This is a genomic window from Mucilaginibacter auburnensis (assembly GCF_002797815.1).
GTDB lineage: Bacteria > Bacteroidota > Bacteroidia > Sphingobacteriales > Sphingobacteriaceae > Mucilaginibacter > Mucilaginibacter auburnensis.
Map to the genome: position 1 here is coordinate 789,264 of NZ_PGFJ01000001.1, position 23,545 is coordinate 812,808.

Sequence of the window (23,545 nt, forward strand, 5' to 3'; positions counted from 1 at the left end):
GTTCTTAGGGCTCTTGGTGGTTCACCCGGACCAGAGCCACCACCCCCACATATAAATACTAATAACCCACCATTTGCAACTCTCGCCTTAACTCCCTAAGTTTGCGCCTCAATAATATTGTAATGGCAAAAGCATCTGACGTAAGAAACGGAAATATACTGCGCTTTAATGGCGAGTTGATACAGGTAGAAGAATTTATACACCGCACACCCGGCAACCTGCGTGCATTTTACCAGGCCCGTATGCGTAACGTAAAAACCGGTAAACTGGTTGAATACCGTTTCCGTACAGACGAAGAGGTTGATATTGCCCGCGTTGAAACCAATGATTACCAATACCTTTATGAGGATGGCGATCAGTTGGTGATAATGGACAATACTACTTACGATCAGCACAACGTGCCAAAATCATTATTTGGTCCGGCGGTAAAATTCCTTAAAGAAGGAATGAACCTTATTGTTGCTTTTGAAAGCGAAGAGCCTATTATGGGTCAGATCCCGGGGTCAGCCGAGTTAGAAATTACTTACACCGAACCTGCGGTTAAAGGCGATACCTCAAGCGGCGCCTTGAAAAAAGCAACCGTTGAAACCGGTGCAGAGATCAACGTGCCATTGTTCATTAACATTGGCGACAAAGTTAAAGTTGACACGACTAACGGTACTTACGTTGAGCGTGTAAAAGGATAATCGGCTTATCCCTTAAGAGTAGCATAAATATAGGAGCCTCCAATTTTGGAGGCTTTTTTGTTTTCTGCATCACTTCATCAAAAAATGTGTCTTAACCAAATTGATAATACCGCCCGAGGCAATTTGCAATCCTACACAAAATATCAGGAATGACATTAAGCGGTTGATGATCTTTTCATTACGCGAGCCAATGTAGCTGATCATCCGTTTAGTGTTGGCAAAAAACAGGTAGATGAGTATACAAATGCCTAAAACTGAAATAAGCAGCGCGCCTATATTGATGAGATAATTGCTGAAGGCCCTGTCGGCACCATTGGCGCTCAGGGTAAACAAAACCGCAATGGTGCCTGCGCCGGTGGTCATAGGGAAGGTGATAGGAAAAAACAGTTGCCCTTCTATGCGCGTAAAGTTGGCGGAAACAACCTCTGCATCAGATGTATTAACCGGAGTTGATGTGTCAGGCTCGCTTTCGTCTGATGATAGTGATTCCCAGCCTATCTTGCAGATCATTATTCCACCGGCCAGTTGGATAATGGGTATAGATATCCCAAAAAGCTCCAGTATCCAATGCCCGATGAGTAAAGTTACCATGCACACTAAAAACGCATATAGGGTTATTTTTTTTACCGCGTTCAAACGCTCCTTCTGCGTAAGCGATTCAAAATAAGGGTTGACAATAAACGCTGTTCCTACAGGGTTCACGACCGGAAACAATGCCACAAAACCAATAAATACCAAATGAATAAATGAGTTTAAGTACTCGGGCATAATGCAGATGTTAAATATTTAAACTTACAAAAATTAATGCTTTATCACACAAACTGCGGTGTTTCATTTTAACTATCAAATTCGGGAAGATTAGTTTTTACTAACCTTTTTAGGATTTAGAAAGCGCATGCGCTAACTTTACCATCATGAACAATCTGCCGCCATTAGCCGAGCGCATGCGCCCCGAAAACCTGGATAATTATGTGGGTCAGAAACATCTTGTTGGGCAAGGAGCGGTTTTGCGCAAAGCCATTGAAAGCGGCGTGCTGCCATCTATGCTGTTCTGGGGGCCGCCGGGTGTAGGAAAAACAACGCTGGCCTACATTATATCGCAAACGCAAGACAGGCCTTTCTTTTCCTTAAGCGCAATTAACTCCGGCGTGAAAGATATAAGGGAGGTTATAGAAACGGCCTCGCGCCTTCGCGACGAAGGCGATGCCCTACCTGTACTGTTTATTGATGAGATCCACCGTTTTTCCAAATCGCAGCAAGACTCGCTGCTTGGTGCGGTGGAACGAGGAATAGTTACGTTAATAGGCGCCACTACCGAGAACCCATCATTCGAGGTGATCTCGGCGTTGCTATCGCGCTGCCAGGTTTATATTTTACAACATCTGGAAGAAAATGACCTGATGGGCCTGCTCAATAAGGCCATGCGCGAAGACGTAGTGCTAAGCAAAAAGAAGATCACCATAAAGGAGAACGAGGCGCTGCTGCGCTTGTCTGGCGGCGATGCCCGTAAGCTTCTCAATATATTCGACCTGCTGGTGAACGCCATATCTGGCAAAACCATCGAGATCAACAACAAAACTGTGCTTGACCATGTGCAGCAAAACATGGCGCTGTATGATAAAGCTGGCGAGCAGCATTATGATATTATCTCGGCATTCATCAAATCTATGCGCGGCAGCGACCCTAACGGTGCGGTATATTGGCTGGCCCGCATGATAGCAGGCGGGGAAGACCCGCTTTTCATTGCCCGCCGTATGTTGATATTGGCATCAGAAGACATCGGCAATGCCAACCCAAACGCCTTACTGCTGGCACAGGCCTGCTTCAACTCAGTAAATGTTATCGGTATGCCCGAGTCGCAACTTATCTTATCGCAGACTGCTATTTACCTGGCTACATCGGCTAAGAGTAACTCGGCTACAACGGCTATTGGCGCGGCGTTAAGTCTGGTTAAGCAAACAGGTGATCTGCCTGTGCCATTGCACTTACGGAATGCCCCCACCAAGCTCATGAAGAATATCGGCTACGGTAAAGATTACAAATATGCCCACAGTTATGAAGGCAACTTTGTAAATATTGATTTCCTCCCTGATGCCATTAAGGGAACCAAAATTTATGAACCCGGTAACAACGCGCGGGAGAATGAGTCAAAAGAAAAGTTAAAAAAACTCTGGGGCGACAGGTATAAATATTAGTATCTTGAGCTCCAATAAACTGATCCCCACATGATATCAACTTTCCTAAGGCATGAACTAAAAGCTTTCTGGCGTTCAAAAAATACAGGTAAAAGCATAGGTGTGCGCATATTTATGGGGTTGCTCATCCTATATTTCCTTATTAGTTTTCTGGTGGTTGGTTTTCTTATGGATAAGATCATAGAAGACAGATTTCCCAACGAGGATTTGACAGTTGTTTTTTGTGGGTTTGTTTTAATTTACTTTTTATTTGATCTGCTATCTCGTTTGCAATTACAGGAGCTGCCAACATTGCGGGTGCAACCTTATTTGCATTTGCCGGTAAGGCGTAATTTGATAGTTGGTTATCTGGCTTTTACGGCTTTATTCTCTTTTTTCAATCTTTGGCCTTTTATTCTGGCGTTCCCTTTCATCTTTAAAGTGATAGTGCCTAACTGGGGCGGCGCAGCAGTTGGTTTCATTATTTCCGTTTTGGCCATCAGTGTCTTTAATAACTATCTCGCCATATACATAAAGCGGAAGGCTAACCTGAACGGCTGGGTGTTTATCATATTTACAGGTGTATTAGCCTTGCTGATTGCCGGCGATTTTTCATGGCATTTATATTCAATCCGCAACATATCTTATCTGTTTTTTGGGAACGTATTAAAGCACCCGGCGTTAGCTTTAATACCGGTAGCATTAGCTGCAGGAATGTTTGCGCTGAACTTTTTTTATCTAAAAAGAAACTTATACCTGGAGGAGCTTTCGCGTAAAAAAGCTTCTTATAAAACCAGTACCGAGTACCCCATACTTGACCGCTTCGGCGCCATTGGCGATCAGGTGGCTAATGAGATAAAACTGATATTGCGCAACAAGCGTCCGCGTTCGGCATTTATCATGTCGGCTGTGTTTTTATGTTATGGATTGGTATTTTATAAGAATCCGGCTTTTGCTCACTCTGACTGGCCCAAGGTATTTGTGGGAATGTTCATGACCGGCTTTTTCATAATCAGTTACGGTCAGTTTTTGTACAGTTGGCAGGCCGCCCATTTTGACGGTCTGATGGTGAGTAAAGTTAGCTTTACAGATTTTCTGAAAGCTAAAATATTGTTGTTTACTACGGTCTCAACTGTGGCCTTAGTGCTTACTACGCCATATGCGTATTTTGGCTGGCGAACGGTTTTGATACATGCCGTTATGTATATATGGAACCTGGGTATAAACATTTACATTGTTTTGTTCTTTGCTAACCGCAACGCCAGGCGTATTGACCTTAGCAAGGGCGCATCTTTTAATTGGGAGGGAGTAGGCGCTACGCAAATGCTGTTATCTTTCCCGTTAATGGCCGCGCCTTATTTAATTTACACGCCTTTTGCGCTGTTACATTTACAAAATGCGGGTTTAGCAGTTATGGCAATAATTGGAGTTGCAGGAATTGCCAGCCGGAACTTCTGGATAGGCAAACTGGTGCAGGATTTTTATAACAGAAAATACACCATAACTGAAGGTTTTAGAAACAAATAACATGATACAGGTAAAAGACATAAAAAAAGTTTATAACGGTGTAATTGTGGTGAATGTGCCTCAACTGGAAATAAACAAAGGCGAAAGCATCGGACTGGTTGGTAACAATGGTGCAGGTAAAACAACGTTATTCCGCATGATGCTTGACCTGATCAGACCGGATGCGGGCGAAGTTTTGTCAGAAGGGAAACCTGTAGCAGGTGGTGAACATTGGAAAGAATATACCGGCGCATACCTTGATGAAGGCTTTTTGATAGACTACCTCACACCCGAAGAGTACTTTTATTTTATTGGCGGACTGCACAATCAAACCCGTGCGCAGGTGGATGAGGTGCTCATGCATTACGGAGAGTTTTTCAATGGAGAGATCCTAAAAAAAGGTAAATACATCCGCGACTTGTCAAAGGGTAATCAAGCTAAGGTGGGCATTGTGTCCTGTCTGCTGCAAACACCTCAGTTATTAATGCTTGATGAACCTTTTGCTAATATTGACCCCACCACGCAGTATCGTCTTAAAAATATTATTAAAGATATAAACAAAAGCAAGGGAGTAACCACACTGGTATCAAGCCATGACCTGAACCACGTTACCGATGTGTGTGATCGCATCATCCTGATGGAAAAAGGACGTATTATAAAAGATATGGCTACAAGCTCATCAACTCTGTCTGAGCTGGAAGAATACTTCGCTATCGGTCAGTCGGTCCATCATTCATCAACTGTTATTGATCCGGAAGAAAACCACTAATTTATGCTGATCAGGCAGGCAAATGTAAATGATGTTGAAATCATCCGCCAATTGGCAGAAGATATTTGGTGGCCGAACTACTCACCCATAATATCAGCTGAGCAAATTAGCTTTATGTTAAGTGATAGGTATTCAAGCGAGGTGCTTAGAGAGCAAATAGAACAGAAAGAGCAAACTTATCTTTTGACCTTGGACGGAGTGCGCCCGGTAGGCTTTGCTGCTTATGGTCCAACTGATGATGACGCGATTTATCGATTGCACAAGCTTTACTGTTTGCCATCTACCCATGGAAAGGGTTTTGGTAAGGCTTTGCTTAACCGCGTTATTGCACAAGTAAAGCAACTTGGCGCTACAACATTAGAGCTGAATGTGCACAGATTAAATCCGGCAAAAACGTTTTATGATAAAATGGGATTTGAGATAGCATATGAGATAGACATCCCAATGGGAGACTACTTTTTAAATGATTACGTTATGCGCAAGCAGTTAACTTAATATTTGTAAAAATTCCTTTTTATAGTCTGTTGGCTTTTTCTTCATTTCGTCCTTAAAATGCTTATTAAAATTGGAGAGTGTTTTAAAACCGGTGCGTTCTGCAATAGCAGCTACGCTCAATTCGGTTTCTGTAAGCAGTTTGCAAGCGTGTTTAACTCTTAACTCTGTAATAAATTTTGAAAAACCCTTGTTGTTAGCCGAGGCAAAGTAGCGGCTAAATGAGGTAGGGGTCATACAAACCAAGTCAGCTACTTCATTCAGGTTGATCTTTTTCCGGTAGTTTTTCAGTATGTATTCATAAACGCTGTTCATGCGGTCGGCTTCATCCTTTTTAAAGGGCTCTATATATTCATTATGCGATATAAAATTATAGCTTTTGGTTTCGGCAAGCAGGTTCAATATTTTAAGCAGATGTATAAGTGCCGGCAACCCGGATAGGGTAAGCAATTCTTTCATCATATCAATAACCGTTGTTTTCACTTTGCCATGAAACTCCAATCCGCGCGATGATTTTTTGAAGAAGTTCCGCAGTTGAAGCATTTCATCTTTTACCATTAAATGTTCTCCCAAAAAACTTTCCTGCAAGTAAATAACTATACCCTTAACCTTTAAAGGCGCGTGCTTTTCAAAATAAGCTTCATCGCTTCGCCAGAGGTGCGGCAGGTTTGACCCAATGAGTATCAGCTCATTTGGTGTAAAATTTTTGATACTATCGCCAATAAAGCGGGTGCCGGTGCCCTCAAGGGGGACAAATAACTGATATTCTGAATGCGAATGCCATACAGGGTCAAAGTAGTGTTCTTCCAGGTATTTAACTGTAAATATCTGTGATTCAGGTATTGATGACTTGTGTATGGCGGTCTTCATAACTTATTATTGCACTAATCAACACTAAAATAGTTATTGGATGGTAAAAAACAGTCGGTTTTTGATAAAAAAGGAATGAATAACTTTATCATATTTGTTTTAAGCTTAACTCGATGAGCTAAAAACCAATTTTACCCAAGTTCATGAAAAAATACATTGCACTTGCTGTGATCTGCCTGGTGGCAGTAATCAGCTTTAAAGGCACCTTTCTTAAAAGTGAACCGCCACGCAGGCTGGAACTTTTATTTCTGGGGCATGTGGCCAAAAACCACGACTCAGAAAAGCTGGCTGAAATACTGTCAAAAGAGTATTTCAAAAGCGGTATTAACATTACTTATACAACAGATGTTAACGACCTAAATAACACTACCCTGCCTAAATATGATGGCTTGATAGTGTATGCCAATTATGATAAAATAACCGATTCGCAGGCAGAAGCATTGTTGAGCTTTGTTAAGAGTGGTAAAGGTTTTATCCCGCTGCACTCGGCATCTTTCTGCTTCCGTAATAATGATGAGGTGGTTAAGTTAATAGGCGGCCAGTTCAAATCGCATAAAACTGATTCGTTCCCATCTGTAATTGTTGACAAAAAGCATCAGATCACTAAAGATCTGCAGCCGTTTACAACCTGGGATGAAACCTATGTACACACCAAGATCAATCCGGCTATACATGTATTGACCGAAAGAGTAGAAGGCGATCATCACGAACCTTACACCTGGACTAACACCTATGGCAAGGGCCGTGTGTTTTATACCGCTTATGGTCACAACGAAAAAACATTTAACAATCCTGGCTTTAAAAAGCTGGTTTACAACGGTATCTTGTGGGCTGTTGGTAAGGATGCAGAGAAAAATCTGGCTAAGTTAAAGAAGCCACAACCTGCTTATACCGATGCTGAAATCCCTAACTACGAGAAACGCGATCCGGCTCCAAAACTGCAGGCTGTAACCACTCCCGAAGAATCTCAACTGCTAACCCAATTGCCTGTTGGTTTTAAAATGCAATTATTTGCGCAAGAGCCGCAAATTGAAAAGCCTATTGCTATGGCCTTTGATGAAAAAGGACGTTTATGGGTGGTTGAAACGGTTGATTACCCTAACACAGTATTAGAGAACAAAGATCAGGGTGCAGACCGTATCAAGATATGCGAAGACACCAATGGCGATGGCAAAGCTGATAAGTTCACCATTTTTGCTGATAAATTAAACCTGCCTACCAGTATAGTATTTGCTAACGGCGGCGTAATTGTTGCGCAAGCGCCTGTTACTTTATTTTTAAAAGATACTAACGGCGATGATAAAGCTGATATAAGAGAGCCTATTATAACAGGTTGGGGCTTTAATGATACGCACGCCGTAGCATCAAGCTTACACTATGGCTTTGATAATGCTATTTGGGGTACTGTAGGTTACTCAGGCTTTAACGGGACTGTTGGCGGTAAGCAAATGAGAATAAGCAACGCTGCGTTCCGTTTTTCTCCTGATGGTAAATGGATGGAGCATGTGGGTAACCTGAGCAATAATACCTGGGGGGTTGGCTTTTCAGAAAACAACGATGTGTTTTACTCAACAGCCAACAACTCACATAGCGACTACCTGGGTATAAACCAACGCCAGTTGGCAACCATTGGTCTGCCTGCGGCTACTTCAATATTAAAAATAGACGGTCACTACGGCGTACACGCGGTTACCAAAAATCTGCGTCAGGTTGACGTATTTGATGGCTTTACTGCTGCTGCCGGTCACAACCTTTATACCGCACGTAATTTCCCTAAAGAGTACTGGAATCGTATTGCCTTTGTTAACGAGCCTACCGCGCGTGTTATTCACCGTTCCATATTGGAAAGAGACGGATCGGGCTTTAAAGAGCAGGATGGCTGGAGCTTCTTGGCCAGTGCAGACGAATGGATGGCTCCTGTACACTCAGAAGTTGGTCCGGATGGGGCGCTTTGGGTAGCAGACTGGTATAACTACATCATTCAGCATAACCCGGTGCCTAAGGGTTTCCAAAACGGTAAAGGTAACGCTTACGTAAACCCGCTGCGTGACCGTACGCACGGCCGTATCTATCGTGTAATTTGGGAGGGGGCTAAACCTTCAGAGATTAAAAAACTGGATAAAAATAATCCTGACGATCTGATCAAAGGGTTAAAAAGCGATAACATGTTTTGGCGCATGACCGCTCAGCGTTTAATTGTTGAGTCGGGTAACAAGGCGATCGCACCTAAATTATATGAGTTGATCCATGATACCAAGCTTGATGAAATAGGCTTAAATCCAACAGCTATCCATGCGTTATGGACACTGCACGGCTTAGGCTTATTAAATGGTTCAAACGCAGAAGCGTTAACCGTTGCTGAAGGTGCGCTTAAACATCCGGCTGCCGGTGTGCGTAAAGCAGCAGCTCAGGTTTTGCCTGCAACAGAAAGAACCTCAAAAGCATTGTTAGGCGCAAATGTATTGAAGGATGCTGACCTTAATGCCCGCAAGGACATGATATTGGTGTTGGCAGATATGCCACAGTCTGACGAGGTAGGTACATTATTATTAGCTGCTCAAAAAGACCCTGCTAATGCTAAAGATAAATGGATAGCCATGGCCTTAGAGGTAGGCGTGGCTAAACATGTAAAAGGCGCTGCTGAGACTATCCTTGCTAAAAATAAAGAGAGCGTAGAGGCTGAAGCACTTGCACGTGTACCTGCAAACAGGGTTCAAGCTGTGAAAATTGGTGTTATACAGAACGAAATGAAGTTTGACACCAAGGTAATTACTGCAAGAGCGGGTGGTGTTGTAGAAATAGAATTTACCAATCCTGATTTTATGCAGCATAACTTGCTGATACTTCAAAAAGGCAGCCTTGAAAAAGTTGGCGCAGCCGCCGATAAGCTTGCTCAGGATCCAAAAGGTATTGAAATGAATTACATACCTAAAATGCCTGAAGTGCTATTCTCTACAAAGCTGATCAATCCGGGTGAAACCGTTAAGATCAGATTCAGAGTTCCTACAGAGGCCGGTGATTATCCATTCATCTGTTCTTTCCCGGGTCACTGGAGAATAATGAACGGCGTGTTGACAGTAACACCTGGTCAGGGACCTCCGCAACAAAGATAATTTGCATAAACCTAAATACAGGCCTGTCAAACCGGGTAAACCGGTTGACAGGTTTTTAACTTAAATAACATGGCAGCTCAAACAGCTACATCTGCAAATACCCATCAGGCCGCTAAACCTGATATGAAAGTTTTTTATGCGTGTTTTATTGCGTTGGTAACAACCGCATTTGGTTTTGTACTACGCGCAATAGTACTACCGAGTTGGGGGCATCAGTTCAATTTAACACAAACTCAATTAGGAGAAATATCTGGGGTGGGCCTGTGGCCATTTGCTATCAGTATAGTATTGTTCAGTTTAATAATTGATAAAATCGGCTATAAAACCGCCATGATATTTGGTGTGATTTGCCACTTCACATCAACCATACTAACCATTTTTGCTACCGGCTATTGGACGTTGTACATAGGTACATTTATTGCCGCCCTCAGTGCAGGTACTGTGGAGGCAGTGGCCAACCCCGTAGTTGCTACCATGTTTCCTAACGACAAGGTGAAATGGTTAAGTCGCTTACACGCTGGCTGGGCAGGTGGCCTGGTTTTAGGAGGTATAATGGGATTGCTACTGGGCGAAAGTACCGGCTGGGAATACAAAATTGCGCTGATATTTATACCTACGGTAGTTTATGCGTTAATAACGTTTTTCTGCAAATTTCCGCTTAATGAACGTGTGCAGGCAGGCGTATCTTACAAGGAAATGCTACAGGAAGTTGGTGCATTGGGAGCACTCATTATTACTGCATTAATTGTATTTCAGCTGGGTGCGGTAATTGGATGGTCTGCTCCGGTAAGCATAGTAGCTACACTTGTAATAGCAGCAGGCTTTGGCTTATATACACGCAGTTTAGGTCAACCCTTGTTTGTGATATTCCTTTTGATAATGATACCGCTTGCAATTACCGAATTAGGTACCGATAGTTGGATAAGCGGTTTAATGGAGCCCGAAACCGAAAAAATTGGTATACAGGCGGGTTGGGTATTAGTTTACACGTCGTTAATTATGCTCGTTTTGAGGTTTTTTGCCGGGCCAATATCACACATGGCATCATCGCCGGGTTTATTGGCTTTGTGTTCGGCAATAGCCATAATAGGCTTGTACTTATTATCAGTATCATCAGGCGTAATGGTATTAGTTGCGGCAACTATTTATGGTATAGCTAAAACTTTCTTTTGGCCAACCATGCTGGGTATGGTTTCAGAGCGTTTCCCTAAGGGCGGCGCATTAACATTGAATATTACGGGTGGTTTAGGCATGATAGCCGCCGGCGTTATTGGCGCGGGTATTTTAGGCTTTATGCAGGATAGGTCAATAGATAAGAATATAGCCAAGTACGATGCTGCAAACAATACCGCTATACACTCAACTTATGTAACTGAAAAAAAGACAAGTGTTTTTGGCGATTATGAAGGAATTGATCAAACTAAATTGGCTGCAGCAAGTACAGAGGAGCAGGGGATTGTTAAAACTGTTCAGGATGGTGCTAAAAAAGAAGCCTTGCAGAATGTGCTTGTATTCCCGATAGTGATGTTTGTGAGCTTTGTATTGCTGATATTATACTTCCGTACGAAAGGTGGCTATAAGGCAATTACATTAAAACGACAGGAAGAAGACATAATTAAGATTTAACAGAATGCCTTTAGATATAAAATTTGGTGTAAGCACGTGGTTGTGGACGTCACCTTTCCAAACATCGTCAATTGATGAGCTGTTTTCAAAAATAGCCGGCATGGGATATGATGCCGTTGAGATTGCTTTGGAAGACCCGGAATTGGTGGATGGTGAGAAAGTTAAGGCAGCTTTAGCGCATTATGGACTTAAGGCGTTGGTTTGTGGTGCATTTGGCCCAACCCGGGATTTAACCAATGAGGACCCTGCTGTACACGAAAACTGCTTTAAATACATTGCCGCCTGCATGGATCTTTGTGTTTTATGGGATGTGAAATTTTTTGCCGGCCCAATGTACTCGGCTGTAGGTAAGGCGCGCATGTTGCCGCCAGAACAACGCCGGGCAGAATGGGATATGGCTGTTAATAACCTGCGTATAGTTTGTCAAATGGCCGCAGAGCGTGGATTGGATATTGCGCTTGAACCATTGAACCGCTTTGAGTCTGACCTCGTAAACACTTGCGAAGATGTTGTGCGTTTAGTGAATGATATTGATCATCCGGCAGCAAAAATACTACTGGATGGTTTTCACATGAACATTGAAGAACCAAGTTTGGAGGCTGCTATTAAGTTAGCCGGAGATAAACTTTTACATGTGCAAGTTGCTGACAACTATAGAGGTACACCGGGTACGGGCCAAACCAACTGGGCGGCTTACCGCAAAGCTTTAGAAGAAATTGGCTATACAGGCACCATCTCTATAGAGAGCTTTACACCCAATAATAAAGAGTTGGCACAAGCAGTATGCATATGGCATCCATTAGCCGAAAGCCAGGACAAGTTTGCTATCGAAGGTTTAAGTTTTTTAAAGAAATGGGCAGCAGAGCCTGTTAAAATTCAACAATATAGTTTATAAAATTTATGCAGAACAAAACAATTAATGTTGCTATAGTGGGCCTTGGTTTCGGGGCTGAGTTTATTCCTATTTACCAGCGTCATAAAAATGCAAACATGTACGCTATTTGCCAACGCGATGAAAAGAAGTTAAATGAGGTGGGCGACGCTTTCGGCATTGAAAAACGCTATACCAATTATGATGAATTGTTGCTTGACCCTAACGTAGATGCGGTACACATAAACACCCCTATTCAAAATCACGCCGAGCAGTCTATCAAAGCTTTACGCGCCGGTAAGCACGTAGCCTGTACAGTACCTATGGCTACTACGGTTGAAGAGTGCCGCCAGATAGTTGAGGCTGTTCAGGAAACGGGTCTTACTTACATGATGATGGAAACCGTGGTATATAGCCGCGAGTTTTTGTTTGTAAAAGAGCTTTATGAGAATGGCGAGTTGGGTAAACTGCAATTCTTGCGTGCATCGCACCAGCAGGAAATGGCAGGCTGGCCGGGCTATTGGGAAGGCTTGCCTCCAATGCACTATGCAACGCATTGCGTTGGTCCGGTAGTTGCTTTAGCGGGTGCAGATGCAGAATACGTATCGTGCTTTGGTTCAGGAACAATTGATGCGCATTTAATACCTAAGTATGGTTCACCTTTCGCTATTGAAAGCTGTCATATCAAATTTAAAGATTCTGATCTGGCTGCAGAGGTAACACGTTCCTTGTTTAACACTGCCCGCCAGTATCGCGAAAGCTTTGACGTATACGGCTCAAAAAAATCATTTGAGTGGACACTGATCGAGCACCAGCCATCAGTAATTCATACAGGCGAAGTGCCTGAGACGGTAACTATACCAGATTACGCTCACTTACTGCCAGAAGAGATACAGGCGTTTACAACAGGTGGTGTTTATGACGGCGATAGCAATCAGCATTTATCATTTTTACAGGGATCGGGCCACGGTGGTTCACATCCGCACCTGGTAAATGAATTTGTGTCCGCTCTTGTTAACAAGCGCGAACCGTTCCCAAATGCAAGGCAATCAGCCAACATAACCTGCGTAGGTATTTTGGCGCACGAGTCTGCAATGGATGGTGGAAAAAAAATAAACCTGCCGGAATTTACGCTGGCAAAATAAGGCTAAGGTTGGCCCGGCTTTACCAGTAGGTTCGGGCCCATTTTAGTATAATCGGGAGAAAAGGAGGCGTAAGCCTCCTTTTCTGTTATGTGTTATAACGCTATTTTTTTTGTTAGTTGCGTTAAGGGCTTTGTAAAAGTATCAGTAAAATCCCCATTTACAGGCTATTAAAAGGGTATTGTGTTAATTTAAAACACTATTAAAAAAAAATTAAAAAAAACTTTGTGTTTTGTTTGAATTAATTATCTAATTTCGAAATAATAACCAATTATAAATTATTTGTTACAATTCAGGGTGTATTAGCGCGCAGGTGCTTTCGCGTACTATTGTATTTGCAATATGATAACTGAGGATTTACAGGAAGCTATTCGTAAAGTGATCTTTAAAGACGATCAAACTGCTTTTGAAAAAATTTACAAAAGCTATTACAATCGTCTGTTCAGGCTTGCTCTGTCTATAGTAAAATCTGATGAGATCGCAAATGAGGTGTATGATGATGTGATGCTTAATGTGTGGCAAAAGCGCAGGGAGCTTAGCCACGTTAATAACTTCACCGTTTATTTGTACGTTTCTGTAAAGAATGCTTCGTTAAGGCAATTAAGTAAAGCAGGTAAGATCAGCTATATTCATATTGATGAACATTTTGATATACGGGACACTACACCTACTATTCAGGAGGAACTGATGTCGCTTGAGTTGCTTGCCATTATCAATAAATCTATTGCAGAGTTGTCCCCGCAATGCAAACTGGTATTTAAGTTAGTTAAAGAGGATGGCTTAAAGTATAAAGAAGTGGCGGAAATACTGAACGTTACTGTTAAGAACGTTGAGTACCATATGGGGAATGCTTTAAAAAAAATAAGCCAGAATATTGCGGCAAATAAAAAGCCATTGATCCACAGCGCTTTGAAATCAATCATTTTTAATTAAACGTAACTACATCGTTTAAGTAACAAGAAAATTATAAAAATTTAAATTTTTACTGGGGTAACCAGCTTTAAAATGTATCCTTACCGCAATGGTCGCTAATCGTATTTGGATACTACTTGGTAAAAAGGTTTCGGGCGAAGCTACTCCGCAAGAACTTGAGGAGTTGCAGTCGCTGATAGCAGGGAGCGAAGAAGGCTTTGATGCTATTGGTGGCCTGGAGCAGATGCTGCATACAGTAAATGTTGACACGGTTGGCAAATCTGAAGAAGAAATTGACGCGCGTTGGCAACGATTTAAGAAAAATCTAATCACAGAAGTTAAGGTAGTTGATCTGCCCTCTGCTAAAAGGCGGGGTATGTTGTGGTTTGCGGCAGCGTCTGTTTTTGTGATCTGTTTTGTTTGTATGGCGCTTTTTATGCGTAGAAGCATTGACAGTGCAAACGCACTGTTGGCGCAGGTAGAAACACCTGCGAAAGCAACCCGGCAGCTTACTTTGCCTGATGGTACAAAGGTTTGGCTAAATGCTAAGAGTAATCTTATTTATGATAAGAAAAAGTTTGGGGTGAAATTGAGGGAGGTGAGTTTAGTTGGAGAAGCTTTTTTTGACGTGAAGAAAGATAAAAAACATCCGTTTGTGGTAAATACAGCATCGTTGAGTTTGCGTGTTTTAGGTACTGCATTCAATGTACGCGCTTTTTCTAATGAAAAAAAATCAGAAGCAGCGCTTGTTCATGGCTCGATAGAGGTAACGCTGATAAATCATCCGGATAAAAAAATAATATTAAAGCCGAGCGAGAAAATAATTGTACGTAATAATACCGAGGAAAAATCTCTTGACAAGGTAAGTGCAAGAGAGCGAATGATGTCTATTCCATTAATTACGTTAAGTAATATTCATTATAAGGATGAAGATCCGCTTCCGGTTGAGGCTCAATGGATAGAGAAGAAACTTGCATTCGAATCTGAAACATTTGATGACATTGCAGCCAGGATGGAGCGCTATTACAATGTTAATATAAGCTTTGAAGACGAATCATTGAGGAGTTTAGTGTTCTCAGGAACATTCACTAATGAAACTGTTAGTGATGCATTCAAATATTTTCAGTTAACCTCAACTACACAGTTCAAGTTTAGGACGGAGGATAATAAACGCATAACCATTTTCAAATAAAGATAAACCAACTATAACCTAATTTATAAGGAGAAAAATATGATATAAAAAAGCTTACCTACCCCTCGTAAGATAGTGCAAAAAAATAGCGGAAGGTGTTGGCGCACCCCCCGCTTAGTAGCCGCTGTCTTAACTATTTACAGTAAAGAGAACATAGTTAAAAACCAACCAATACAAAATTATGAAAAAAAATATTTCCGCCGCCCTAAGGGTGCGAAATAAACGCATACTAAAGTTTCTTATTATGTCAAAATGTATATTGCTGCTTGTCATAATTTCTACACTTCAGAGCTTTTCAAAAGGATATAGCCAGGATAAGATCAGCATCAATTTACATAATGTATCTTTAAAAACGGCTCTTAAAGAAATCGCTAAAAAATCAGATTATCGTTTTTTATACAGTGACGCTGTAGTTGATGCCGTAAGCAACAAAGTTAGTTTACAGGCTAACGATGCCACTATCAATCAGATAGTTGCTCAAGCGCTTGCAGAAAGCGACCTTACTTTCAAAGTAAACGCAAATTTGGTTTTGATTACCAAGCCTGTGGCAATTGCCATTACAGTTAGAGGTAAAGTTACTGACAATAAAAACCAGCCTATGCCGGGCGTTACAGTTTTTGAGAAAAGTAACCCAACAAATTCAACTGTTACCGATGGCGACGGTAATTACTCAATCAGCGTTGCTGACAGAAACTCTGTTATAGTTGTTAGATTTATTGGCTTTGTACCTAAGGAGATTCCGGTTGGTACACAAACTTCTGTCAATGTAACACTTGAGGAAGAAAATGCAACCTTAAATGAAGTAGTAGTTGTAGGTTATGGCACCCAAAAACGTGCATCAGTAACAGGTGCTGTTAGCAGTGTAAAAGGTGCTGAATTAGTTCAGGCGCCTGTGCCAAACATCTCAAACTCTGTTTTAGGTAGGGTAGCAGGTGTAACCGGCCGCCAATCAAACGGTGGTCAGCCAGGTAGTGCAGGTAACAGCAACCTTTTGGTGCGTGGTTTAAGTACTACAGGTAACTCTGCGCCACTTATCATTGTTGATAACGTTAGACGTGATAACATTAACCAGGTAGATCCAAACGCAATTGAGACTGTAACTGTGTTGAAAGATGCTGCTGCAACTGCTCCTTACGGTTTAGGTGGTGCAAATGGTGTAATTTTGATCACTACCAAACAAGGTAAAACAGGTGCGCCAGTTATTTCATTGAACTCATATTACGGTATTCAAAACGGTACTTACATGCCTAAGGTGTTAGTTGCCGAAGATTACATGCGATTGGTTAACGAAGCTTCAAAAAACGGCGGCGGTGGCCAAATCAATTCAGATGATAAGATCAATAACTGGGATGCAAACAGCAAAAAAGATCCGGATCGTTACCCTCGTAACAACACTACCGACTTTATCAAAAAGAATGCTCCAATGCAAAGCCACAATGTACAGTTGAGTGGTGGTACAGACAGAATAAAATATTATTCTAACCTGGGCTTCTTTTACCAAGACGGTATGTTCCCGCAGATCAATTATACCCGTTATACATATAACATGAACCTGGAAGCTAAGGTTACTAATACAACTACTTTCCAGGTTTCAATTAACGGATCAAGCGAGATAGATCGTGGTCTTGACCCTGGTCATAACCCAACTAACCTTTTACGTTCAACTTACAAATACATCCCTACCGACGTTTACAAATACAGTAATGGTTTATGGGGTGCGTCAAACGGTTTAAGCCCTTATGCTACGCTAATGTCTGGTGGTTATTCAAGAGGTAATTATGATCAACAATTAATGAGCGCAAGCATTGATCAAAAATTGCCAATAAAAGGTTTAAGCATTAAAGGTGTGGTTAGCTACGACCCTAACAACTGGTATCGTAAACAATACCACAAGCCTTTCTACTACTACGTGGCCAATTACAACACCACCCCTTACACTTATAGCAGAGCTGCCTCAACATCTGAAGGATTGGTTGCATACACCTACTTGCAAGAGTACTATGACAGAGGTAAAAACTTCACGTATCAGGGTTATTTAACTTACCATGACACTTTTGGTAAACACGATATTAACGGTTTGATAGTTGCTGAAGCGAGGAACAGTAAAGCTAACAACTTTAATGCCCGCATTAACAATTATGCTATTGATTTGGATGAGTTGAACTTTGGTAGCTCTAATAAAAATGATTATAGCATTTCAGGAACTTCAAGTACAACAAGCCAACTTGGCTATGTTTATCGTTTGAGCGATACCTACGATGGAAAATACACGGTAGAAGCTACAGGTCGTTATGATGGTCACTTCGCCTTTGCTCCGGGCAAACGTTATGCCTTTTTCCCTGCATTTTCTGCCGGTTGGGTATTAAGCAACGAGGACTTTATGAGAAACGTTGGTTGGATCAATTACTTTAAAATCAGAGGTTCTTGGGGTAAAACCGGTAACCTGGTTTCAGGTGGTAATTTCCAATGGCAGGATTCTTACCAGTTGAATAATAATAACTACGCTTTTGGCGCCGGTACTTTGCTACAAGGCACCTCGCCAAACACGCAGGCTAACCCACTACTAACCTGGGAGGTTGCACAAAAAACAGATATTGGTTTTGAATCAGTTTTGTTTAAAGGTAAGCTGAATTTAGAAGTGGGCTTATTCAAACAAAGGCGTTCAAACATGCTTGTAAACCCTCAAACAGTAGTGTCAAAAGAGTATGGTATTGGCTTGTCTCAGGTTAACGGAGGTATAATGGAAGCTAATGGTATTGAGATCACCGCCGGAACTCAGCACAAGTTTGCTAACGGGTTACAGTTAAGTTTAAGCGGTAACTTTACTTATGCTAATAATAAATTGTTGCAAACTTACGAGAGTGCTGCTACCTTTAATAATCCAAATCGCCGCAGAACCGGACGTCAGTTAGGTGCTCAATTTGGTTATAAATCATTAGGCTTGTTCCATCTTTCTGATGACAAGAACGGAGACGGTGTGATTAATGCTGCAGATGGTTACACAGTAAACCAATTTGATGCGGTTTTACGTCCGGGTAACGTTAAATATGCTGACCTTTCTGGTCCTAACGGCGTACCTGACGGTAAAATAGATGCAAACGATGAGACTTATCTTGGTTACAACCCAACCCCTTTAATTACTTATGGTTTCACCTTAGGTGCTAACTGGAAAGGTTTTGACGCAAGCTTCTTCTTCCAGGGCGCTGCAAAAACTTTAATCGGGGTGCAAAACTTCCTTACAGTTCCTTTCAGCAACAATAGCAGTAACACCGGTTATGAGTATTATGACAACCGTTGGACCCCATCTAATGATATGAGTGCAAAATACCCAAGAGCATCATCTGCACCTTATAATAATGACATGCAGGGTTCTGATTTTTGGTTGAAAGACGGCAGTTATTTACGCTTAAGAACTGCAACGTTAGGTTATACTATTCCGCAATCTGTTATCAAGGCTCTTAAAATTAAATCAATTAGATTATATGTAACAGGCCAAAATTTGTTCACTATCAGTAAACTTAAATTTATTGATCCTGAGCTGGCTGGCGGATATGCAAACAGCAACGCTACAGGTGCAGGTTCAACATCCGGATCTGATACTGCATGGCCTATACAAAGAACCTGGACTTTTGGTTTAAACGCAACTTTTTAATCTAAATAGAAATGAGAAGTACAAAATTTTTAATAAAGATGGCTCTGGTAGCCACGTTGACCACAACATTCTCTTGCAAGAAATATCTTAATGAGAATGTAAACAAGTCAGCAATAGATGAAACTACACAGTGGGCGTCAGAGACTAACGCAGATATATTTCTAAATGGTATTTATGGTCAGCTCACGGCTATGCATAATACGCCCGATTATCTGGATAGCTTTACAGATGATAACAATGGTGGTATTTACTGGCGCTCATGGGCCTGGAGGCAAGGTAACGTTGATGCCAGCAATAATGGCGGTTTGCCAATGGGCGAAACACAGGGTGGTAGTAACGGCTCTTGGGCAGATTGGGACAGAACGTATCAACGCATAAGAAGATGTAACCTTTTTATACAAAAAGTTACTGAAAACAAAGGTAATGTGTTTACGCCTACATGGGCAGCAAAACGTATTGATGAAGCGCGCTTTTTAAGAGCTTACTGGTACGGTATGTTATGGCAACATGTTGGTGGCGTGCCTATTATAACAAAAGTGTTAACTAATTTGGATGGAAGTGAAATATTCTTCGGTCGTAACACCTTTGAAGAGACACTTAACTTTGTGGTAAGCGAGATGGATGCCATTATAGCAAATAACAAATTGGCGGTTAAGTATAACAATGGTAACCCTGATGCTGGTAGAGCTACTTTAGGCGCAGCGTTAATGGTTAAAGGTTGGTTGCAATTATATGCAGCAAGTCCATTGTTTAACTCAGCATCTTATGTATTGTCAGATCCGGGCAAATTTGTAAGCTACGGAAACTATGATGTCAACCGTTGGGCAACAGCTGCTGCTACCTTCAAAAAGTTTATGGATACTTATACTCAATACAGCCTGTATCCAAAAATGAGCGAGTTCTGGTACGTTGCTAATGAGTACAACTCAGAGGTGATTTGGGACAGACAACAAGTTGCAGGTGGCCAGGAGCTTGGTCAGTTAAGAAACAACGTTGATCAATATGGCGGTCCTGTTTACATCTTGGGTGTTTACCACACTTGGGGTAACTATAACCCAACTCAGGAGTTAGTTGATACCTACAGAATGGCTAACGGATTACCTCCGTTTATTTACCCGGGGGGCGTAAAAACGGTTAATCCAGCTTCTGGATACGATCCACAAAAACCTTACGTTGGTCGTGAAAAACGTTTCTACGACTTCATCGTGTTCGATGGTGCTACCTACAAACAAGATTGGATGGCAACTTCAGATGTTATATATACCCGTATAGATAAGGTTAAGCCATCAAAAAATGAAATTGACTTTGGAACAACCGATAATACAAATACAGGCTATTTCTTCAAAAAGAAATTGAATAACCTTGCTCCGGAAGGTGGTAATCAAAGCGGACAAAACTATGTTTACTATCGTTATGCTGAGGTATTGTTAGGTTATGCCGAAGCTCAAAATGAGGCTGTAGGCGTACCAGATGCATCGGTTTATGCAGCTGTTAATGCTATCAGAACTCGTCCCGGAACTGACTTACCTGCAATTCCTGTTGGTAGCATGACCCAATCCCAGATGCGTGACGAGATAAGAGATCAGCGTCGCATAGAGTTCGCATTTGAAGCTAAACGTTTTTATGACATTATCCGTTGGAAAACAGCTGAAACAGTTTTAAATGTTGATCTGCACGCTATGAAGATCACTAACACTGTTCCTGCTGATAACAGCGGCGTTTGGCAATACGACGTAGTGCCAATTGTGCCTCAGTTCCATAAATTCACACCAAAAATGTACATGAATCCTGTTCCTCAGGCAGTAATGGATGTGAATCCTAAACTAAAAGGACAACAAAACCCCGGTTACTAATAATTTAACTGATCTACTGGGCGGGGGCTGCTTTTTTAAGCAGCCCCTTTTTTTAAAAAAAATATAAGATCTTATTTTTTCAGTATGTAGAAATGCATAGCCGACCGTTCCGAAAAGCCAAGCGAGTTGTACAGTTGAATCGCGCGTTTATTGTCCGATCTGCAATGTAGAAACGGCGTTTCTCCTGTTAATATGATACGGTTGATCTGGCTGATAAGTAATTGCCTTGCATAGCCTTTACTGGTAAAATCAGGATGTGTACATACCGCGCTTATTTCTGCATAACCTGGTACATGCATACGTTGCCCGGCCATCGCTACCAAATTTCCATCGTCAAAAATTCCCTCATAATGGCCAAATTGTATGGTATTGTTGCCGAAGGGGCCTGGGTTGGTTAATTGGGTTAAGGCCAACATATCAGCACAATTGCTTTCTGATAAGGGCTTTAACGGGTGAAAGTCAAGCGCTGGTATCTTAATGTTGTTATGCACCATTTGCACTCCGGGAACAAATGCTATTGTAGTCCACTTAGCGGGGATATCCAGCAATACAGTAGATGCTAAAAGGCATATTCTGCCTTCGTTAAGTACTGGATATAGTTGGTCGAAGTGATCTATGTCATTGTCACGTAACCCTATAAATGGAGAAACATCCGTGTTAAAATACTTTGCGTTATCAAAACCGTAAGCCAGCTTGGCATTGTGCGTGTTTAGCGCATACCAAACCGGATTGTTTAACACATCTTCCATAACTACTTACTGTTGCCAAACCGGGTGTACAACGTTACCTGCACTACGTGGTTAATAGTGTAGCTTGTGGGCTGTTTAATGTATTGATTAAGGTATCCGGCTTCGAGGTCAACCATTTTGCTAAAGCGATGACCAATACCAACAAATGCCCGATTCTGATCAAGGAAATGCTTGTTTACTTTATCTTTATTTTGCACGTTAACAAACAACTCATTTTGCAATGCAAGATATGTGCCTTGCGTAAAAGGCGCTTGTTTTGTATTGAGTGGGATTACACCCCGCGCAAAATATCTCAAACGCTGTGAAAAAACGCTTTGTTGCGTTGTCGTCTCGCCTAAAAAGCGTTGTTCAAGTCTTAAGCGGTGTGTTATCTGCGCGTTTGACCCGGCTGGTTGAACTATTGTGAACTGCTCAAAAAGGCGGTTTTCCGGTCTGAATGTTTTGATTTCTCCGTTGCGGCTGTTAGCTCCAATGTAGGCATAACCTAAAGCAATGTTTTTATTGCCAAAGTAATAGTTAATGGATGGGCGTAACAACACCGTTTTAAGATACCCGACATGGTGCGATGAGCGCAGGTGCCCGTCAAATGCCATGCCCCAGTGCTTATTGAACCTTTGGGTATGAAACCACGCCGCCCAACCAGAAAGCTCGTTAGTTTGCGCGCTGGCAGCTCCAATGGCAGTTAAGTTGACAAAAAATATAATGAGCAAAATTTTAAACTTCATAACAGGGTTTTCCACAAGAAATTGGTAATTGCAATTATACTAAACCCCGAAGCAATTAATACTATTTTTTACCTGTAAAAAGGCCGCGTAGCTTATCAAAAATTCCTTTTGAATCATCTTCATTATCATTGCATCCTAACAGAAAGCCATAAGGTTTGAGCGATTCAAAGTGATCAAAAAATATTTTCATCATACCAAATATAGGTACGGCAAGCACCATGCCTGGTATACCCCAAACCGCCTCGCCAATAACAATACCCACTATGGTAAAAAGCGGATTCAGGTTAACGCCCCTGCCAACTACTAACGGCTCTAATACGTACGATTGTATAAACTGTACCAGCCCGTAAGTTATTAAAATGCCGGCTATCAGTTTAAAATCTCCCCCTTGTACAACACCCATCAACACCGTTACTGCGGTGCCTGTTAAATTGCCAACAAAAGGGATGATCTCAAGCGTTCCGCACAAAACGGCGAAAAAGATAGCAGACTTCACACCAACTATAGAAAATCCAATGGAATACATTATCCATAGTGTAACTATCATTTGCGCCAAACCTGTAAGATATTTTTGCGATACGTCGCTTGCGCAATGTACCATGTCTGCAACGTTACCGCGTTGCGTAGCGGGCACCGCTTTTCTTATAAACTGCATCAAATGGTCTCTGAAGTACATTAACAAAAAGATGTAAACTATAGTAAGTATCCCGTCAACCATAACCCCTGTTAAAGCAGATGTAATTTCAGTAATCATGCTGCCGGAGCCATCTTTGTTTACCTCCTTGATCATTTCCTGTTGTTGGTTACGATCAATACCGGTATAATCTCTGATGTATTGCTGAAGTTTGCGCACCATTTGTGTTATACGCTGCTCAATATTGCCCATGTCATCTATAAGCGATGACAATTGCCACGACAGCAAGCCAATAATAATAGCGACACTTAATAGCAGAAGCAGTATACATAGCACGGTTGCCAAACCGCGATTAATACCCCATTTTTCCATTCGGCGGCAAAGTGGTATTAATAACATTGCAAAAACTAAAGCGAAAGCCAGCGGCACCAACACCGGTTTTGCAACAAATAGTATAGCTGTAGCGGCTATTATGATAAATAACACATGGCTTATGCGGGGTAAATAGCTGGGTGGAGTTTGTGGCATTTGCTTTGGATAACGCTACTTATTAAAATGGTAATTGCTTTTGGTAAACAT

The 23,545-nt window shown here is 41.7% G+C and carries 18 protein-coding genes; 13 read left to right on the forward strand and 5 right to left on the reverse strand.

Annotation, left to right across the window (positions count from 1 at the left end; all coding sequences use genetic code 11):
- The first annotated feature begins 122 nt into the window (after nucleotides 1-122).
- Entirely contained in the window at nucleotides 123-686 is a 564-nt protein-coding gene (efp, locus tag CLV57_RS03470) for an elongation factor P (protein WP_100339952.1), read from the forward strand.
- 69 nt (nucleotides 687-755) lie between these two features.
- Here efp and CLV57_RS03475 read toward each other — a convergent pair whose 3' ends face one another.
- Entirely contained in the window at nucleotides 756-1,454 is a 699-nt protein-coding gene (locus CLV57_RS03475; protein ID WP_100339953.1) for a MarC family protein, read from the reverse strand.
- Nucleotides 1,455-1,600: 146 nt separating this feature from the next.
- On the opposite strand from CLV57_RS03475, the gene CLV57_RS03480 reads away from it, so the two are divergent.
- Genes CLV57_RS03480 through CLV57_RS03495 form a run of 4 tightly spaced genes read left to right on the forward strand, consistent with a single transcriptional unit; the run spans nucleotide 1,601 to nucleotide 5,630 of the window.
- Nucleotides 1,601-2,881 carry a replication-associated recombination protein A gene (locus tag CLV57_RS03480; protein ID WP_100339954.1) on the forward strand — a complete coding sequence of 427 codons (1,281 nt, stop codon included), beginning with the start codon at nucleotides 1,601-1,603 and terminating at the stop codon, nucleotides 2,879-2,881.
- Between the two features lie 30 nt (nucleotides 2,882-2,911).
- On the forward strand, nucleotides 2,912-4,387 hold the full coding sequence (locus CLV57_RS03485; RefSeq protein WP_100339955.1) for a DUF5687 family protein: 1,476 nt from the start codon (nucleotides 2,912-2,914) through the stop codon (nucleotides 4,385-4,387).
- Nucleotide 4,388: 1 nt separating this feature from the next.
- Complete coding sequence (locus CLV57_RS03490; protein ID WP_100339956.1) at nucleotides 4,389-5,135, forward strand: ABC transporter ATP-binding protein; 747 nt, start codon at nucleotides 4,389-4,391, stop codon at nucleotides 5,133-5,135.
- A gap of 3 nt (nucleotides 5,136-5,138) precedes the next feature.
- Complete coding sequence (locus tag CLV57_RS03495; RefSeq protein ID WP_100339957.1) at nucleotides 5,139-5,630, forward strand: GNAT family N-acetyltransferase; 492 nt, start codon at nucleotides 5,139-5,141, stop codon at nucleotides 5,628-5,630.
- On the opposite strand, the gene CLV57_RS03500 is transcribed toward CLV57_RS03495, so the two are convergent.
- Nucleotides 5,622-6,497 (reverse strand): AraC family transcriptional regulator, encoded by an 876-nt coding sequence (locus tag CLV57_RS03500; protein ID WP_100339958.1) that lies wholly within the window; start codon nucleotides 6,495-6,497, stop codon nucleotides 5,622-5,624. The two genes, CLV57_RS03495 and CLV57_RS03500, sit on opposite strands and share 9 nt — an antisense overlap.
- A 143-nt stretch (nucleotides 6,498-6,640) precedes the next feature.
- Between CLV57_RS03500 and CLV57_RS03505 the strand changes: the two genes are divergently transcribed.
- From CLV57_RS03505 to CLV57_RS03540, 8 genes are all read left to right on the forward strand, one after another.
- Nucleotides 6,641-9,610, forward strand: coding sequence for a PVC-type heme-binding CxxCH protein (locus tag CLV57_RS03505; protein ID WP_100339959.1), 2,970 nt, complete (start codon nucleotides 6,641-6,643; stop codon nucleotides 9,608-9,610).
- Between the two features lie 69 nt (nucleotides 9,611-9,679).
- A complete protein-coding gene (locus CLV57_RS03510) occupies nucleotides 9,680-11,236 on the forward strand; it encodes an MFS transporter (protein WP_100339960.1) in 1,557 nt (518 codons plus the stop codon).
- A 4-nt stretch (nucleotides 11,237-11,240) separates the two neighbouring features.
- Nucleotides 11,241-12,131 (forward strand): sugar phosphate isomerase/epimerase family protein, encoded by an 891-nt coding sequence (locus tag CLV57_RS03515; RefSeq protein ID WP_100339961.1) that lies wholly within the window; start codon nucleotides 11,241-11,243, stop codon nucleotides 12,129-12,131.
- Nucleotides 12,132-12,136: 5 nt separating this feature from the next.
- Complete coding sequence (locus CLV57_RS03520) at nucleotides 12,137-13,252, forward strand: Gfo/Idh/MocA family protein (RefSeq protein ID WP_100339962.1); 1,116 nt, start codon at nucleotides 12,137-12,139, stop codon at nucleotides 13,250-13,252.
- 339 nt (nucleotides 13,253-13,591) lie between these two features.
- Complete coding sequence (locus tag CLV57_RS03525; RefSeq protein WP_100339963.1) at nucleotides 13,592-14,182, forward strand: RNA polymerase sigma-70 factor; 591 nt, start codon at nucleotides 13,592-13,594, stop codon at nucleotides 14,180-14,182.
- 88 nt (nucleotides 14,183-14,270) lie between these two features.
- Nucleotides 14,271-15,353 (forward strand): FecR family protein, encoded by a 1,083-nt coding sequence (locus tag CLV57_RS03530; RefSeq protein ID WP_100339964.1) that lies wholly within the window; start codon nucleotides 14,271-14,273, stop codon nucleotides 15,351-15,353.
- Nucleotides 15,354-15,597: 244 nt separating this feature from the next.
- Complete coding sequence (locus tag CLV57_RS03535) at nucleotides 15,598-19,005, forward strand: TonB-dependent receptor (RefSeq protein WP_169927055.1); 3,408 nt, start codon at nucleotides 15,598-15,600, stop codon at nucleotides 19,003-19,005.
- A gap of 11 nt (nucleotides 19,006-19,016) precedes the next feature.
- A complete protein-coding gene (locus CLV57_RS03540; RefSeq protein ID WP_100339966.1) occupies nucleotides 19,017-20,858 on the forward strand; it encodes a RagB/SusD family nutrient uptake outer membrane protein in 1,842 nt (613 codons plus the stop codon).
- Nucleotides 20,859-20,929: 71 nt separating this feature from the next.
- Here CLV57_RS03540 and CLV57_RS03545 read toward each other — a convergent pair whose 3' ends face one another.
- From CLV57_RS03545 to CLV57_RS03555, 3 genes are all read right to left on the reverse strand, one after another.
- On the reverse strand, nucleotides 20,930-21,607 hold the full coding sequence (locus CLV57_RS03545; protein WP_100339967.1) for a GNAT family N-acetyltransferase: 678 nt from the start codon (nucleotides 21,605-21,607) through the stop codon (nucleotides 20,930-20,932).
- Nucleotides 21,608-21,609: 2 nt separating this feature from the next.
- Complete coding sequence (locus tag CLV57_RS03550; RefSeq protein WP_100339968.1) at nucleotides 21,610-22,332, reverse strand: DUF2490 domain-containing protein; 723 nt, start codon at nucleotides 22,330-22,332, stop codon at nucleotides 21,610-21,612.
- Between the two features lie 61 nt (nucleotides 22,333-22,393).
- Nucleotides 22,394-23,494, reverse strand: a complete 1,101-nt coding sequence (locus CLV57_RS03555) for an AI-2E family transporter (protein ID WP_100339969.1) — start codon at nucleotides 23,492-23,494, stop codon at nucleotides 22,394-22,396.
- Between the last annotated feature and the right edge of the window lie 51 nt (nucleotides 23,495-23,545).

What these genes read in the sequence shown, in the direction of transcription:
- efp (WP_100339952.1), top strand. Translation starts at nt 123, where the DNA reads ATGGCAAAAGCATCTGACGTAAGAAACGGAAATATACTGCGCTTTAAT.
- CLV57_RS03475 (WP_100339953.1), bottom strand. Translation starts at nt 1,454, where the DNA reads ATGCCCGAGTACTTAAACTCATTTATTCATTTGGTATTTATTGGTTTT.
- CLV57_RS03480 (WP_100339954.1), top strand. Translation starts at nt 1,601, where the DNA reads ATGAACAATCTGCCGCCATTAGCCGAGCGCATGCGCCCCGAAAACCTG.
- CLV57_RS03485 (WP_100339955.1), top strand. Translation starts at nt 2,912, where the DNA reads ATGATATCAACTTTCCTAAGGCATGAACTAAAAGCTTTCTGGCGTTCA.
- CLV57_RS03490 (WP_100339956.1), top strand. Translation starts at nt 4,389, where the DNA reads ATGATACAGGTAAAAGACATAAAAAAAGTTTATAACGGTGTAATTGTG.
- CLV57_RS03495 (WP_100339957.1), top strand. Translation starts at nt 5,139, where the DNA reads ATGCTGATCAGGCAGGCAAATGTAAATGATGTTGAAATCATCCGCCAA.
- CLV57_RS03500 (WP_100339958.1), bottom strand. Translation starts at nt 6,497, where the DNA reads ATGAAGACCGCCATACACAAGTCATCAATACCTGAATCACAGATATTT.
- CLV57_RS03505 (WP_100339959.1), top strand. Translation starts at nt 6,641, where the DNA reads ATGAAAAAATACATTGCACTTGCTGTGATCTGCCTGGTGGCAGTAATC.
- CLV57_RS03510 (WP_100339960.1), top strand. Translation starts at nt 9,680, where the DNA reads ATGGCAGCTCAAACAGCTACATCTGCAAATACCCATCAGGCCGCTAAA.
- CLV57_RS03515 (WP_100339961.1), top strand. Translation starts at nt 11,241, where the DNA reads ATGCCTTTAGATATAAAATTTGGTGTAAGCACGTGGTTGTGGACGTCA.
- CLV57_RS03520 (WP_100339962.1), top strand. Translation starts at nt 12,137, where the DNA reads ATGCAGAACAAAACAATTAATGTTGCTATAGTGGGCCTTGGTTTCGGG.
- CLV57_RS03525 (WP_100339963.1), top strand. Translation starts at nt 13,592, where the DNA reads ATGATAACTGAGGATTTACAGGAAGCTATTCGTAAAGTGATCTTTAAA.
- CLV57_RS03530 (WP_100339964.1), top strand. Translation starts at nt 14,271, where the DNA reads ATGGTCGCTAATCGTATTTGGATACTACTTGGTAAAAAGGTTTCGGGC.
- CLV57_RS03535 (WP_169927055.1), top strand. Translation starts at nt 15,598, where the DNA reads ATGTCAAAATGTATATTGCTGCTTGTCATAATTTCTACACTTCAGAGC.
- CLV57_RS03540 (WP_100339966.1), top strand. Translation starts at nt 19,017, where the DNA reads ATGAGAAGTACAAAATTTTTAATAAAGATGGCTCTGGTAGCCACGTTG.
- CLV57_RS03545 (WP_100339967.1), bottom strand. Translation starts at nt 21,607, where the DNA reads ATGGAAGATGTGTTAAACAATCCGGTTTGGTATGCGCTAAACACGCAC.
- CLV57_RS03550 (WP_100339968.1), bottom strand. Translation starts at nt 22,332, where the DNA reads ATGAAGTTTAAAATTTTGCTCATTATATTTTTTGTCAACTTAACTGCC.
- CLV57_RS03555 (WP_100339969.1), bottom strand. Translation starts at nt 23,494, where the DNA reads ATGCCACAAACTCCACCCAGCTATTTACCCCGCATAAGCCATGTGTTA.